Source organism: Oenococcus alcoholitolerans, assembly GCF_051852995.1.
Taxonomy (GTDB): domain Bacteria; phylum Bacillota; class Bacilli; order Lactobacillales; family Lactobacillaceae; genus Oenococcus; species Oenococcus alcoholitolerans.
The window spans coordinates 1,465,776-1,480,331 of sequence record NZ_CP176042.1 but is presented as its reverse complement, the minus strand read 5'-3'; the positions used below and the strand labels follow the sequence as shown (position 1 = coordinate 1,480,331).

General features: G+C 38.0%; 13 protein-coding genes. 9 read left to right on the top strand and 4 right to left on the bottom strand.

Features of this window, described 5'->3' with window-relative positions; all coding sequences use genetic code 11:
- Positions 1-7: 7 nt before the first annotated feature.
- Positions 8-694 carry an NADPH-dependent F420 reductase gene (locus ACKP2L_RS08020; protein ID WP_439425331.1) on the top strand — a complete coding sequence of 229 codons (687 nt, stop codon included), beginning with the start codon at positions 8-10 and terminating at the stop codon, positions 692-694.
- An 11-nt stretch (positions 695-705) separates the two neighbouring features.
- Here the strand turns inward: ACKP2L_RS08020 and ACKP2L_RS08015 are convergent, their stop codons facing one another.
- Entirely contained in the window at positions 706-1,575 is an 870-nt protein-coding gene (locus ACKP2L_RS08015) for an AraC family transcriptional regulator (protein WP_439425330.1), read from the bottom strand.
- Between the two features lie 131 nt (positions 1,576-1,706).
- Between ACKP2L_RS08015 and ACKP2L_RS08010 the strand changes: the two genes are divergently transcribed.
- From ACKP2L_RS08010 to ACKP2L_RS08000, 3 genes are all read left to right on the top strand, one after another.
- Positions 1,707-2,924: an MFS transporter gene (locus ACKP2L_RS08010; protein ID WP_439425329.1), complete on the top strand. Its 1,218-nt coding sequence runs from the start codon at positions 1,707-1,709 to the stop codon at positions 2,922-2,924.
- Positions 2,917-3,801 (top strand): alpha/beta hydrolase, encoded by an 885-nt coding sequence (locus ACKP2L_RS08005; RefSeq protein WP_439425328.1) that lies wholly within the window; start codon positions 2,917-2,919, stop codon positions 3,799-3,801. The genes ACKP2L_RS08010 and ACKP2L_RS08005 overlap by 8 nt, the downstream gene beginning before the upstream one ends.
- Positions 3,802-3,980: 179 nt before the next feature.
- A complete protein-coding gene (locus ACKP2L_RS08000; protein ID WP_439425327.1) occupies positions 3,981-6,341 on the top strand; it encodes a LysM peptidoglycan-binding domain-containing protein in 2,361 nt (786 codons plus the stop codon).
- A 57-nt stretch (positions 6,342-6,398) separates the two neighbouring features.
- Here ACKP2L_RS08000 and ACKP2L_RS07995 read toward each other — a convergent pair whose 3' ends face one another.
- On the bottom strand, positions 6,399-8,369 hold the full coding sequence (locus ACKP2L_RS07995) for a beta-glucoside-specific PTS transporter subunit IIABC (RefSeq protein WP_439425326.1): 1,971 nt from the start codon (positions 8,367-8,369) through the stop codon (positions 6,399-6,401).
- 129 nt (positions 8,370-8,498) lie between these two features.
- Entirely contained in the window at positions 8,499-9,350 is an 852-nt protein-coding gene (locus ACKP2L_RS07990) for a PRD domain-containing protein (protein ID WP_439425325.1), read from the bottom strand.
- Between the two features lie 184 nt (positions 9,351-9,534).
- Between ACKP2L_RS07990 and ACKP2L_RS07985 the strand changes: the two genes are divergently transcribed.
- Genes ACKP2L_RS07985 through ACKP2L_RS07965 form a run of 5 tightly spaced genes read left to right on the top strand, consistent with a single transcriptional unit; the run spans position 9,535 to position 13,070 of the window.
- Positions 9,535-9,783, top strand: coding sequence for a hypothetical protein (locus tag ACKP2L_RS07985; RefSeq protein ID WP_439425324.1), 249 nt, complete (start codon positions 9,535-9,537; stop codon positions 9,781-9,783).
- A gap of 12 nt (positions 9,784-9,795) precedes the next feature.
- Positions 9,796-11,301, top strand: coding sequence for a hypothetical protein (locus ACKP2L_RS07980; RefSeq protein ID WP_439425323.1), 1,506 nt, complete (start codon positions 9,796-9,798; stop codon positions 11,299-11,301).
- Entirely contained in the window at positions 11,267-11,809 is a 543-nt protein-coding gene (locus ACKP2L_RS07975) for a stage II sporulation protein M (protein ID WP_439425322.1), read from the top strand. The genes ACKP2L_RS07980 and ACKP2L_RS07975 overlap by 35 nt, the downstream gene beginning before the upstream one ends.
- Entirely contained in the window at positions 11,806-12,375 is a 570-nt protein-coding gene (locus ACKP2L_RS07970) for a hypothetical protein (RefSeq protein ID WP_439425321.1), read from the top strand. Before ACKP2L_RS07975 ends, ACKP2L_RS07970 begins: the two co-directional genes overlap by 4 nt.
- The gene (locus ACKP2L_RS07965) at positions 12,372-13,070 is read left to right on the top strand and encodes an ATP-binding cassette domain-containing protein (RefSeq protein WP_439425320.1); all 699 of its coding nucleotides are present in this window, start codon (positions 12,372-12,374) and stop codon (positions 13,068-13,070) included. Before ACKP2L_RS07970 ends, ACKP2L_RS07965 begins: the two co-directional genes overlap by 4 nt.
- A gap of 63 nt (positions 13,071-13,133) precedes the next feature.
- Here the strand turns inward: ACKP2L_RS07965 and ACKP2L_RS07960 are convergent, their stop codons facing one another.
- Positions 13,134-14,540, bottom strand: a complete 1,407-nt coding sequence (locus ACKP2L_RS07960; RefSeq protein WP_439425319.1) for an NAD-dependent succinate-semialdehyde dehydrogenase — start codon at positions 14,538-14,540, stop codon at positions 13,134-13,136.
- Positions 14,541-14,556: the final 16 nt, after the last annotated feature.

Genomic DNA, 14,556 nt, shown 5'->3' with positions numbered 1-14,556 from the left:
CGGGTCAATGGCAAAGAAAATTGGTATTTTAGGTTTCGGTAAATTAGGCACCGTTTTGGCTTCTCTAGCGGTCAAAGCTGGTTATCAGGTCTTTGTTTCGGCCTCGTCTTCGCCGGATAGGATAAAATTAACCGCTGCTGCGCTGGTGCCCGGAGCGATCCCCCTTTTTACTGAAGATATGTTAACTAAGACAGATGTCGTTATTCTCGCATTCCCTTTGGGAAAGTATAAGCAGTTAAAAAGCTCGTTATTTAAAGATAAAATAATCATAGATGCGACTAATTATTGGTGGGAGTCTGATGGTATCAGAAACGATTTGCAGGATCCATTGATTTCAACAAGCGAATTGATCAGAGACCATTTAGCCGCTAAGCATTTTGTCAAAGCTTTTAATCATATCGGTTATCACGATCTTTTGGACTATGCTGATCAAAAAAATCCTAAAAAAGCGATAGCGATCGCTGGGGATGATCAAATGAGTCTAGCACAGACTGCTCAGATCGTTCTTGACTTTGGTTTTCAGCCGCTTTTGATCGGATCGCTGCATCAAGGGATAATGCTGCAGCCGGGAAGCAATGTTTTTGGCGCCAATTTAGACAAAAAGGCCTTAAGCAAAGCGCTGATGGATTTTAAGAATTCTGATTGGGGTCGAAAAGTCGTACATGTTGACCGCAGCAGCTATTCGGCCGAATAAAAATATCGAACTCAGGATAAACGCCTGAGTTTTTTTATATATTCTCCGGGAGTTATATCGTAATTATTTTTAAATTCTCTGATGAAACTTTGTTGATTGGAGAAACCTGCTTTTTGACTGATACTTTTAACAGTCTGGAATTTATTTTCATTTATTGATCTGAAAGCTTCTTGAGTTCTTGACCGGTTGACATAGCTGGAAAAATCGATACCCATATTATTTTTGAAAAATCTTGAAAAATAATTATAAGAGAAACCGAAATGGTCTGAAACGCTGGCTAATGTGATGTTTGTTTTTAGATTATCTTGGATATAAGATAGGATCTCATCCAGTTTTTCAAATGAAGAGGGCTGCGAGTTTAAATGTATTTTTTTGCTGCTGGTGGTCGATGCTCTCAAGCACAGCCAATAAAGAACTTCAAAAATTATTGAAATTTCCTTTAACTCTGACAGTGAAGTTCGATTTATTTTTATTTGGAATAATTCTGTCAATAATTGTTGCAATCTCTTGATTTCTCGTGCTTCTTTCATTTCTTTGGTCGGCTGGACGGCAAATGTACGATAGTTGAATTTAGGTATGTATTTCAAACAAAAAGCATAAGGAAACAGGATCGTTAGCGCTTGATTTTTTTCTTCGATCCGATTTTTTCTTGGAAAAGTGACCGAATGTATCTGGTCGGAATTTATCATTAAAAGATCGCCGGCTTTTGTTTTATAGTGCCGGTCGCCAATAAAAAAATCGTCGATACTTCCCTGCAAGGTAAAACTTAGTTCCAAACTTCTATGCCAATGTCTGGGAATATTGGTATCAGGACCTTGATGAATGATTATTTTGACAGGCAGCTGTTTATCGTCTGCGCTTATTATTTCGTGATAGTACATTTTTGGTCATAAAAACGATATAAAAAGGATAAAAAATAAACTTTATAGTAACCGCTTTCATTATATACTTCATCCGTGTTTAAGTTTTATTTAACTTTTTTTGATAAACACGCAGAAAGGAGTTTTTAAAAATGGAAGCAAGTTATACGAAAAAATGGATATTTAAAATTTCTTTACTTTCTATATCCTTGATGACGATGATAGCTCCGGCTATATCTCCGGCATTGCCTCTTATGTACCGGGCTTTTCCCGGCTATTCCAATTCTGCTGTCGAAACTTTATTAACGGTCCCTAATTTTGGAATAATGATCTGTCTATTTTTGAGTCCGTTGATAATTTCCTTTATCGGTGAAAAAAAGACAGTGGTGATCGGTTTGGTCCTTGCTTTAGCTGCAGGCATCTTTCCGATGTTTTCCAACGATTATGCGCTTGTTTTTGCTTCGCGCTTTTTGTTTGGTGCTGGAGTAGGTCTGTTTAATTCGCTGACTATTAGTTTGATCGCTCGTTTTTATAAAGGGGATGCTCTTTCTAGCATGATGGGTTTTCAATCAGCCGCAGGATCTCTGGGTGCGGCGTCAGTCGCTTTTCTTGTCAGTTATTTGGTTACTTTAGGCTGGCATCAGACCTTTTTGATCTATGCGATCGCTTTGCCGATCCTGCTTCTTTTCACTCTTTTTGTTCCGCTTGAAAATGATCATAAAAGCGGAAAAACAAAAAATATCAAAAACAAGGAGCATTTACCACACCAAAAAATAAATTTCAAAATAGTTCAGCTGGCTTTGTTGATATTTATTTTATTTGCCTTCTTTTTGGTTTCGCAATTTAAGCTGCCTGAGCTGGTCGTGACTAAAAAAATCGCAACGCTCAGTCAAGTTTCGCTGCTTTCAGGTATAACGACCTTAGTCGGCATACCGGTCGGTGCCTCATATGGTTTTATTAAAAAGAAGTTGGGAGGACTTATTCTTCCTCTGGGATTTTTGCTTACTTCTTTGGGATTCATTCTATTGTCATTGGCAGATAGTTTAATAATTATCGCTTTAGGAGTAATAATTTTAGGCATTGGTTTTGGCTTCTGTGTTCCATCTATTTACGTTTTAATGGCTGATTATGCACCAGTCGGTTCTGAGAATCTTGCCTCGACCGTACTTTTAGTATTTACTAATGTGGGTGTTTTTCTGTCACCGGCAATTTTGAATTTTATTGGATCTTTTGTTGGCGGAAGTTCTGCACAAATGAGTATGAATATTTCAGCAGTTATTTTTATGATCATATTCGTAGTCTCAATTTCCAACTATCTGATTTCCTCGAAAAAGAATAATCTAAAATTAAAAGGAGCAAAAAATGATTGAAACAGATAAATTGAAAAAAATGGCGATCGAATGGGGGCAGGCAGACGATAAACGCGATCAAGGGCTTGATGCTCATCCTGATGATATTAGCCGCCAAGATAATATTTCTTATGGCAATTTTGGTCAGGACAGCCTTTTAGATATTTATCGTCCAAAGAAATTAAGGAATAAAATTTTGCCCACGATCATAAGTGTTCATGGCGGCGGTTATTTTTATGGTGATAAAGAACGCTACCAGTATTACTGTTTGGCGTTGGCCAGATACGGCTTTGTTGTCATTAATTTTAATTATCGTTTAGCACCGGAATACCCTTATCCGGCCGCGATCGATGATGTTGCCGGTTTAATAGATTGGCTTGATCAAAATGCAGACGAATACCTGCTCGATAGAAAAAACTTCTTTGTTGTAGGAGACAGTGCCGGCGGTCAATTAGCAGAGCAATATCTGACTATTTACAGCAGTCGTAATTATCGCGATCTATTTTCTTTTAAAAAGCCTCATTTTCATATATCAGCAGCAGCGCTTAACTCCGGTGTCTATTTTCTTGATGAAGATAAAACGATAACCGGACCTTTAAAAGCCTATTTCGACAAACACGCCGTTAACGACCTTGGTGAACAGCTCAAGGTAGAAAACTTTATTACTAAAGAATTTCCACCAGTCTATGTTGCTACGGCCGTTGATGATTTTTTGAAGGAAAAAGGAGTGTCGCTTGATAGATTCTTAGAACAAAAGAATATCGAACATCAGTTTAAGATCTATGGTGATGAGCAGCACCGCCGCGGCCATGTTTTTCATTTAGACCAGCACGATAAGCTCGCAAAAGAGTGTAATGATGCTGAAATCGAATTTTTCCTGAAACATATTGATAAATGATTTTTTATTTAAAAATGAATGTCAAGGTCTCTTCTCATAATTTCACAAAGTTAATGTTTCTTTTTTAGATGCTTTTTTGCTCCTGTTTTACAAGTTGGTAACAATTTAAATTTAGGTGTTTGTTTGCCTCCGATCGCATGGTATAAAGGAGAAAGAAGTAAAATCATGAGGTTGAGCAATTGACAAATAATAGTAATAGAATTAAAAAAATAAACAAGAGTTTGAGATCAAAGAAAAGTAATTTGATGAAGATCGCGGCCCTGGCAGCTACGACCGCAGGATTAGGTATTTTGACTGGCAATGTCAGCAAAGCCAATGCCGATACTGTTGCTTCATCTTCAACTAACCCTGACAAAGTTCAACAAAAAAGCGGTCAAGAGACTGCTTCTGTTCAAGACGCTCAAAAAGCTCCTGATCAGCAAACAGATCAATCACAGTCAACTGATTTTAAAACACCAACTGATTTATATCTAAATTCTCAGGCAGATAAAAGCTCAGAAAACAAAGATTCCGCAACGTCTGCTGCTTCCAGCGAAGTATCTAGCGACACGGCAAGCAGTGATTCTACCGCTGGGTCGCAGGCAGCTTCTGCAGCTCCTCAATCACAAGCTGCTCAGCCGTCTGAAAAATCAGCGGCATCTTTGTCGACCGCACCGGCGGCCAGCCAGCAAACTGCTGTTTCTCAAGCTTCGGCGGCCAGCCAGGTACAAACGGCTAGTCAGGCTCCAGCAGAGCAAGCTTCTCAAGCACCCGCTTCAACAGCCCCGGCTAGCCAAGCCCCGGCGGCTGTTCAGAAAGCTGATCAAGCGACTACAAAACCTGCTCCAGCTGCTTCTGCTGCTAAAGATCAAACTTCTGCTGCCGGAAGTAATAACGGTCAAGTACAGGCTGAAAAAGACGATAAGGTTCAAGTTACAGCATCTGCTCCGGCAACTGATGATAAGAATACAGATATTAAAACTGAGCAGGCACAAGCAGCTCCTTCTTCGAAGACCGCAGCTGCTGAACAAAAGACAGCTGTTAAGTCGGTCCAAAGTTTTGCTGTACCAAAAGCAGCTGTGAATATTAAAACTCTTTCTTTGAAAACTAACGCCGCGCAAAGCAGCGATCAAAATCAGCAGATCGGTCAGATCCAGAATTTTAATCAACAAAATTTTGCCGGATATCAATCTAGTTTTTTGAATGCGATCCTGCCGACTGTTATCAACGGATGGAAGAATTATCAGATCCTTCCTTCTTTGGCCGTTGCTCAAGCCGCTTTGGAAAGCGCATGGGGACAGTCTGCTTTGGCTTCTGTGTACCATAACTTATTCGGTATCAAGGGAAGCTATAAGGGAATGTCTGTAAACATGGCAACGCGCGAAGTTTACAATGATACTAATTACTACATCAACGATAATTTCCGTGTTTATCCTTCATTTGCAGAGAGTTTAGGTGATTATTACAATTTTCTGTTAGTAAATCCCCGTTATCATAACCTCATCGGAGTTACTGATGCTTATCGTGCTGCTGCTTTGATTCGCCAAGACGGTTATGCTACCGATCCTAATTATACTAATGCACTAGTTCACATGATCGACACTTATAGTTTGCAAAATTGGGATCGGGTCGCTTTTTCTCAACCGATCGTCGTGGTTAATCCAAGCAAACCGGCTGGCAATAATGGATCTTCTTCACAAGATGCTGCTGGTCAAAGCGATGTTTATTATATCGTCCAAAGCGGCGATACCTTGTGGGGGATCGGATCACAGTACAACACTAGTCCTATTCAGATCGCTGCATGGAATAACATTACCAACCCGAACCTGATTTATGTTGGCCAGAATCTTTTGGTACAAAAGGCAGCCGGCAGCAACAGCAGTTCAAATAATCAATCCGGTGATAGTAGCAGCGACAATAATTTTGATCAAATAAGCTATAAACCGGGAAATGGTTCTAATAATTCTTCCAATAATAAGCCAGCAGCAAATAACTCCGCTTATTCTGTCAAAAGCGGCGATAACCTGACACAGATCGCGCGCGCACACGGAATCAGTTTGGATCGCTTAGTTCAGTTGAATCATATTTCTAATCCTAATTTGATTTATGTTGGCCAGTCGCTAATTTTTGATGTTAAATCTTCTGATAATGGATCCGCTAATGGATCTGCATCAAAGCAGCCTTCGTCTGCCGGCCAAAGTAGTAATAATGGCCAAAATTCAGCATATAAAGTTAAGTCTGGTGATACTTTGACTGCTATCGCAGCTAGATATGGCATCAGTGTTTCTCAACTCGCTCAGGCTAATTCGATCAGTGATCCTAATTTAATATTGGTCGGTCAAACGATCAATCTGCCGGGAGGCCGACAAGGCTCTGCTTCAACTGTTTCTGGCAATAGGAGCTCAAGCTCTTCTACTCGGGGAAGCTATGTGATTCAGTCTGGTGATACTTTATCATCTTTGGCTGCCGCTCATGGTATAAGCCTCTCACAGCTCGTGGCCATCAATCATGTTGCTGATCCAAATCTTATCTACCCAGGTCAAGAAATAAAATTTTCGTAAAAAAGATTATAAAAAAACTTCCCGATTATTGGTCGGGAAGTTTTTTTATATATATTTCTAAAATGCTGTAGATATTATTGGAATTTGGTTTTGAACTTTTTCTTCTTTAACAGGAGCGATCTTAAGATGGCTATCAGTCTTTGTTATTATGACCATTACGACTGGAGAATAACCAGATTTCTTGATTAGATCTATATCAAAATCAAGTAATAGATCACCTTTTTTAACCTTATCGCCTTGCTTTGCATGAGCGGTAAAACCTTTTCCTTTAAGTTCGACAGTGTTGATGCCAACGTGGATCAAAATCTCTGTTCCTTTATCTGTCGTTATTCCTAGAGCGTGTTTTGTCGGGAAAAATGCAGTGATAGTACCGTCCGCCGGGGCAAAGATCTGCCCTTGACTTGGATCGATGGCAATACCGTCGCCAAGTGCACCGCTGGCAAATGCTTTATCAGGAACAGTTGAAAGAGCCTGAGTAGTTCCGGCAACTGGGCTGAAAATAGTTTCTTGCGCTAATGCTGCAGCTTGACCAGGGAGACTATCGGTCGTTGTTGTTTCTTTATTAGTTTCGGTCGTATCATTTTTAACTGTTTTTTCATTATAGAAAATCAATCCCAAGACTAAAGCAAGTAGGAAGCTGACTATAACGGCAATGATGACACCTATAAATGAAGCATTGAAGCCGCTTGTTGGCGAAATGAAATTTGGGAAACCGAAGATCCCTAAGCCGCCGATGACGTAGTAACGACCGCCCGTTGCACCAACGATCGCACCACCGACTGCGGCTGAAATACAGCTGATCAAAAACGGCTTCTTTCTTGGTAAAGTGACACCATAAATGGCTGGTTCGGTTACACCAAATATTCCTGATACAAAAGCCGGAATAGCAACACTTCTTAATTTTTTATCTTTAGTTTTTATCAGCATTGAAAGAACGACACCTGTTTGAGCAAATGATGCTGGAAATGTAAAGGCTAATAGCGGATCGTATTTCAAAACGGCAATGTTGTTAAAGGCGATCGCCGAAATACCCCAATGAAGGCCAAAAATGACCAAGACTTGCCATAGGCCGCCTAATAACAAACCGGCAATCAGCGGACTAACGTGATAAATGCTGAAAATGCCGTCGCCAAGAAGCCTGCCGGCCCAAGTCGCAACAGGGCCGATGACGATGAAAGTTATTGGTACTGTTATCAATAAAGTAAAGCATGGAACGATAAACATTTTGACAACAGTCGGGATTATTCTATTGAAAAACTTTTCGACTTTAGAGGCGAAATAAGTTGCCAAAATTATGGGAATAACTGATGAAGAATAAGTCATCAAGATGACTGGAATACCCAAGAAAGTTATGTGGACCGGTGAAGAGAAGGGTGTTCCTGAAAACAAGGTATAAAGGACTCTTCCGTTCATTATTTGAGCGATCGTAGGATAGACCATCGAAGCTGCGATGGTCATACCGATAAATGGATTCAAGTTAAACTTTTTTGCCGAACTATATCCTAAGAATATTGGCAAAAAGTAGAAAAACGAGTCGCCGATCATGTTTAAGATCTGATAATTCCCGGATGTATTGTTGTAAAGACCAAAGGCAACGAACATCGCGTTGAAACCTTTTATCATACCGGTGGCACATAATAGGCCAAGGATCGGTGTGAATATACCGGAAATGAGATCGATGAAGGCGTTAAAAAGATTTTTCTTTTTTCCATCACCGGCATTTTCGCTATCAGCTGCTGCTGTTTGATTATTATCACCGCTTGAAGCAACTGAATTTGGCAGCAAACCCATTGACATGATCGTGTCAAAAACATCCCCGACTGCATTGCCGATCACGACCTGGTATTGACCGGCACTTTTCATTACGGTCACGACACCGTCAAGCTGCTTGATTTCGTCTGTTTTTGCTATGTTTTCATTTTTTAATTTAAAACGAAGGCGCGTTATACAATGCGTTAAACTATTAACATTTTCCTGTCCGCCAACGTCTTTGATGATCGTTTTTGCTAAATCTTCGTATTTTTTCATTTCTTGCCTTTCAATCAAACAAATTATTCAAAATAAAAAAGGCAAAACCAATCAACCAAGAGCTTTATCTTGGTCAAAACGGTTTTGCCTGCATTGCCAGTAACAATCCTGAATTATTGAATTTATTGTTTATCTGCTGGTTACTCTATGTATATGGATAGCCAGAAAGACTTTTTCTTCATCTGCTATTTTAACAGGAGAAAAAGTTTTTAAATATTTAATGATTTTATCTGAGCATTGATAAGACTTTGGATATTTGCTTTTTATCTCATTAACTAAGTTCTCGCTGACCGATATTTTATCATCCTCTTTTTCAGAATAGTTCTGAAGATGTTGGAGAAAAAATCGGAGGTGGATCAAAAAACGATCATAGCTTAGTGTATTTTCATCGATCGGACGGTTAAAAGTATATTTCACGATATTCAAAATATCTTTTAACTGCTTGGTCATCTTCATTGTCTGCGACATCTCGCCGCTGCTTTCTATTTGAGCATTGATAAGATGCAGAGCAATGTTGGATGCTTCTTGAATAGGAAGAACAACACCTATTTTTTCCTTGATATGATCAAGCGACCACTTTCCGATCTCATATTCCTGGTGGTACAATCTACTGACCTCTGGAAAAAAGGAACTCTCATATTGTTTATCTTCTGCCATCCTTGATACGGCGAAGCTAAGATGGTCCATTAAGGTCAAATAAATCGTTTTTCTGAATTTTAAATTTAATTCTTGTTCAGCTTTTTTAACTATTTCGACAGCCAATTCAAGAAATACTGGTGAATTTTCATTCAATAGTGAAAAAAGTCGATCAACAGCTGGATTTTTTTGAAGGGCGAATCTTTGTTCTATTTTATCGGATTCTAGTAGGTCGCCGATTTTTTTTCTAAAACCGATGCCTTTGCCTAGTGCAATAATTTCGTGACCGTCTAAATTGTCGACAGCCATCACGATATTATTATTAAAAATTCTTTTGATCCTCAAAAATCTCACCCTACATAAAATTATACTTCCTGAATATATTTGATTAGTGTGGCTTTTAACCACGATTAGATTGTATCATTTTGTGTAAACGCTTTCAATAAATTTTTTTATTTTTAAACAGCTATTTTTTCTCGTCTAATATACTGAGCGATTGGATATAAGGAATTGCTCATGGAGGATAAAAATGACTAAATTATTTTTCGGTACTTTTGCGCTGACTGGGACTTTCGGCATTTCTGCTGCTGCGGCCAGAGCGATCTACCCAGTTTTAACAGCTGCTTTTAGCAGCGGGACCTTATCGGTCGGTCGGGCTGTAGCCCTTATCGCTGCCACTGGTGCTGGTGCTTTGATCGCTGCTGCCATCATTGGTTTTGGCGGCATGTATATCAGCAAAAAATTAAAAGCTGGTAAAGCAGCAACGCTGGCTTGGTAAGCAGGAACGAAAATGTTTAAAATAGCTTTTTTGGAACTGAAAGCTTTCAAAAGAGAGACTTTATCGGATAAACTCGCGTTGGAATTTTGTGGTTTGTTCCTTTTTGTCTCATTTTTGATAGCTTATGTGATCACTGTTTTCTTTGATAAATATATAGTTGAACATTACCGCTATTTAGCTGATTTTTTGCTTCTTCCTTCTCTATTCGGTCTGGCTGGCGGGTCTAATTTTTTTAAAGGTTTTTTACAGTCAGACCAAAAAAAATATTTATTTTTAAGTCAAAGGCCGACTTTATTTTTGTTGATCGCTAAATCTATAAAGTATGAAATTTTTGATAATGCCGTATACTTTGTTTTTTTAAGTATTTTGGCTCTGCCTTTTTATTACCGATTTCATTTATTTTTACTCCCGATTATTTTGATCAGTTTTCTGTTATTTAATTTATTTCGCAAAATAGTTCAAATAATCGTTATTTTTGCGCACAAAAGTTTTTTCAAAGTTTTTTCGATGGTCTTTTATTGTTTTTTTGAATTGCTTTTTTTGAAAGCTGCTTTTACGAATAATGCCTTTAACGAGTTTGATCAAAAGATCGCCGATTTTAAAAAATCTGCCGAGGCTTTAGAAAGCATCCTCTTGCATCAGGACTATCTTATAAATTATCGTTCTATCATTCTGCTGTTTATACTGCTTATCTTAGTGACCTTTATTTTATATTGTTTAGCTTGTTTGAGCTTTAAGAAAATCACTGCTAAGAATATTTCTAAAAAAATTTTTATAGGCAGTATACTTGATCTCTATTTAAATATCTTTAAAAAAAGCATCATAAATAAAAAAATTATCAGTTATCTTGATTCGCAGAATTTTATTCTCGATTTTAAAAAAGAAATTATCGGGATAACGTCCGGGATATTTTTATTTCATTTATTTTCAAATTTAGCAGGGTTCGACCATACTTTTTCTCCTTTTATCGTTTGTTTTGTTGCCGGTATTATCATGATTCGTTCGGTTCTGGCTTTCCAGGCTAAGATCAGAGGGGATCTGAGCAGGGAAATAATCCATCATTTGCTTGCGCCCGGATCTGTTAAAAGAATCTTTTCGGCAGAAAAAAAGATATTGATAATGTTAGGATGCTTCCAGCAAACTTTGGTGATTTTATGTCTGAATGTATTCGATCTATTTTCTATCAATTTGATCCAAGAGTTGATTTTAAATTTAACCTTAACGACTGCGTGTGCTGATATCGTGATGCTTTTCAATGGTATTTTTGTCCGCCATCGGCAAAAAGATTCTTTGTTCGTACTGATCGGGACGTTACTATCCAGCTGCCTAGTCATGTTTATCGTTGAAATGATTGCCATGACCAATTTAACGCCGATCATATTTAGCATTTCAAAGCAAACAGTCTTGTTTTCTCAATTTGTTTTTCTGTTGTCGGTCATTTTTATCTCGGAAATCTTTTTGAAAAAAATATATAAAAAATTGTATGGAGAATTTAGTTATTATGCAGCAGATATGTAAATTTTCATGTAAAAACGTTCTTTTTAAAAGGGCACTTTTGATAATGACCGCTTGGTCTTTGTGCGTTTTTTTGGTCGGTACAGTTTTACCGGGTATTTTTAAAATCAGTGGATTGAATGAAAATATTGATTTTTTTCAATTATTTTTTCATAATTCTTTGATATCGTTATTTTTGTTTTTTGGTGTTTTCAGTTATGGAATCGTTTCTTTTTTGGTTTCCGGTATCAATTTTTTGTTTTTCGGGATGCAGATCAGAGCAGCCGTCGATAAATATAGTTTTTTGGTCGTTGCAAAAAGAATTTTTAGTCATGCGATCTTTGAAGTTCCTTCGATCATCATTTCTTCGTCTTTTGGACTTATTCTGCTTCTTCATTTTTTTAATTACCGGCAAAGTGTTGATTGGCACCGTTTTTTTAAAAATTCTTTCTTTATTTTTACAGTGGTCGCTTTTTTGAATCTGGCAGCTGCTTTGGTCGAAACTTTTGTTAGCAGCAGGTGGTCTCTTTGAAAGTAAAAATTGATTGGCAAAATAAAAACCGTATATTTATTTTTGTTGCTTCAGCTTTATTTTTTTATTCAGTTATTTTTGTGAATTTTGATAATGTCGGCAGACGATTTTTATGCAGTGCTCTTCTTATGTCTCAAAACAGCGGGTCTGCGATCACTGATTTTTTTAGTAATTTTATCCGAGTTTACGATAATGTTTTGGTCCAAGTTTCCTTTAGATTTTTACAAGTACTCATTTTTTGGTTATTTTATAAAGCCGTTTTCACTATTATAAAAAGACCAAAAAATAAGATATATTCTTTTGATTTTGCTGCTGACGATATTTTTTTGATGAAAATAATCTTCATCAATGCTTTGGCCAGTATTTTTCTTTCTTTGATAACGATTATATTTTCCAAGCAATTGTTGCAAATATCATTGATTTACTACCTATTGTTTTTCATAAGTATTTTTGGAATCAAGATATTTTTTGTTTTCTTGCCTTATTTACACGAAAAATTGCCATTAACACCATTGCTTTTGTATGTTTTTTCGCAAATTTTAATATTTTTAGGAGTTCTTTTATGAAACGTATCCTTTCTTTGAAAAAGATAAGCCGCAAATATGGCAAAAAAATCGTTTTTACTCAACAGGATCTTGATTTTTATGACGGAGAGATAGTTTTTTTCGTTGGTAAAAATGGCGTTGGCAAGACCACTTTGATGGAAATCATCGTTGGCTTGAACGAAGCTGACAGCGGAGAGATTTTTTTGGACAACAAACTGATCAAAATACCCTATTCGGCGGCTGTAAGAAGAAAAATCGCTTATTTGCCAGTTGATGATCAACTCATAGATTATTTGACAGCTGGTGAAAATCTAGTTTATTTTGCTGAAATATATAAAGTGGCTGAATATCAAAAAAAAATAAAGCGATTATTGACGGAATATTTATTTGAAGAACATAAAGAAAAATTAGTTAAAGATTATTCTACCGGGATGAGGCGGCGTTTAAGTCTGGCTTTAATGGAAATGACAGATCGGCCGGTCATGCTTTTTGATGAACCAAGTATCGGCCTAGATGTTTATAATACTGATTTTTTACGGAGAAAATTAAACGACTATCGTGCGGCCGGAAAAACGATCATTGTCACTAGTCACGATCTATTACTTTGTCAGCGTCTTGCTGATCGAATTTTTCTTTTTCAAGAAAACGATATCGTCGAAAGCGATTTGGCGAATGTTGATATCGTTGAAAGAAAAGTTCTGGACAGCTATAAGTGATGCAAAAATAATAAAAGCCGCTGGTCGAACGATCAGCGGCTTAACAAATATTTTTTATTCAGATTAGAACAAAGCACCAGCGCGATTGTTAAAATCTGGCTTATCAACTGCGTAAATCAATTCTTGATTTACAAAGGCTTCAAAGCCGATCTGGCTCATTTCACGACCGTAACCTGAATTTTTAATACCGCCAAATGGTAATTCCGGCAATGAGTACAAGAAAGTGTTGACATAGACCATGCCTGTCTCGATTTGACTGGCGATTTTCGCTCCGTGTTCCTTGCTTCCGGAGAATACGATCCCGCCAAGTCCATAACGAGAATCATTTGCTAAGTCAACAGCTTCTTGGTCGCTATGAACTTTATAGACATGAGCGACTGGACCGAACATTTCTTGATAGAATGCTGGGTTATCATGACTTATGTCAGTTAAAATCGTCGGCTGGAAGAATTGTCCAGGAAGATCGATCGGTTGATTGCCTTGATATAGATGAGCACCTGCTTGGATCGCTGCATCGACTTGTTTTTGCAGGGTTTCTTTAGCGCCCTTGGATGACATTGGTGCCAAAGTCGTATTCGGATCCATTGGATCACCAGGTTTTACCTTTGCGTATTCTTCGCCAAGTCTCTTTAGAAACTCATCGTAAAGATTATCAGCAACGATATAACGTTTTGAAGATACACATACTTGTCCAGCATTGTAAAGACGAGCTTGTGTTGCGACCTTCATAACTTGATCCAGGTCAGCATCGCTTAAGACGACGAACGCATCATTGCCGCCTAGTTCCATTGAAGTTTTTTTCAAGTTTTTACCAGCTTCAGAAGCGACTGAGCTGCCGCCGCGTTCCGATCCGGTCAAAGCTACTCCTTGAAGTCTAGGGTCTGTCAAAATATCAGAAATTTGATCATAGGTCAAAAACATATTTTTAAAGCTTCCTTCAGGAGCGCCGGCTTCTTCGACGATCCTTTCAAAAGCTGCGGCAGAACCGGGTGTATTTGATGCATGTTTTAATATCATTGGATTTCCAACGACAAAGTTAGGTGCAAAAACACGCATTATCTGATAATAAGGGAAATTCCATGGTTCGACCATTAGCAAAACACCCAAAGAGTGCTTCTCGACCCATGCGTCTTCACCAGAACTAGTGTCCAAATATTCTGGTTTTAGTAAATAGTTGCCATGATCAGCGAAATAATCAGCAATTATTGCGCAGAGTTCAACTTCGCCTTTTGACTCAGAAAGCAGCTTGCCCATATCGGTAGTTGCGATCCTTGCCAACTCATCTTCGTTTTTTCTTAATAGATCAGCTATCTTGTGAAGAATCTTTGTTCTGCCGATTGCGGGCTGATTACGCCATTTCTTATATAGAGCGTATCCGGAAGATAAAGCTTTCTCGATTTCGTCGGAAGTAGCGTTCGGATATTCCTTAACAAGCTTGTTGTTGTAAGGATTAACAGTTTTATATGCCATTTAATTCCTCCTTAAA

Bases quoted from the DNA above. Each gene is read 5' to 3' on its own strand.
- ACKP2L_RS07965 (WP_439425320.1), top strand. From the start codon at position 12,372: ATGAAACGTATCCTTTCTTTGAAAAAGATAAGCCGCAAATATGGCAAA.
- ACKP2L_RS07995 (WP_439425326.1), bottom strand. From the start codon at position 8,369: ATGAAAAAATACGAAGATTTAGCAAAAACGATCATCAAAGACGTTGGC.
- ACKP2L_RS07985 (WP_439425324.1), top strand. From the start codon at position 9,535: ATGACTAAATTATTTTTCGGTACTTTTGCGCTGACTGGGACTTTCGGC.
- ACKP2L_RS07960 (WP_439425319.1), bottom strand. From the start codon at position 14,540: ATGGCATATAAAACTGTTAATCCTTACAACAACAAGCTTGTTAAGGAA.
- ACKP2L_RS08005 (WP_439425328.1), top strand. From the start codon at position 2,917: ATGATTGAAACAGATAAATTGAAAAAAATGGCGATCGAATGGGGGCAG.
- ACKP2L_RS08020 (WP_439425331.1), top strand. From the start codon at position 8: ATGGCAAAGAAAATTGGTATTTTAGGTTTCGGTAAATTAGGCACCGTT.
- ACKP2L_RS08015 (WP_439425330.1), bottom strand. From the start codon at position 1,575: ATGTACTATCACGAAATAATAAGCGCAGACGATAAACAGCTGCCTGTC.
- ACKP2L_RS08010 (WP_439425329.1), top strand. From the start codon at position 1,707: ATGGAAGCAAGTTATACGAAAAAATGGATATTTAAAATTTCTTTACTT.
- ACKP2L_RS07975 (WP_439425322.1), top strand. From the start codon at position 11,267: ATGGAGAATTTAGTTATTATGCAGCAGATATGTAAATTTTCATGTAAA.
- ACKP2L_RS07980 (WP_439425323.1), top strand. From the start codon at position 9,796: ATGTTTAAAATAGCTTTTTTGGAACTGAAAGCTTTCAAAAGAGAGACT.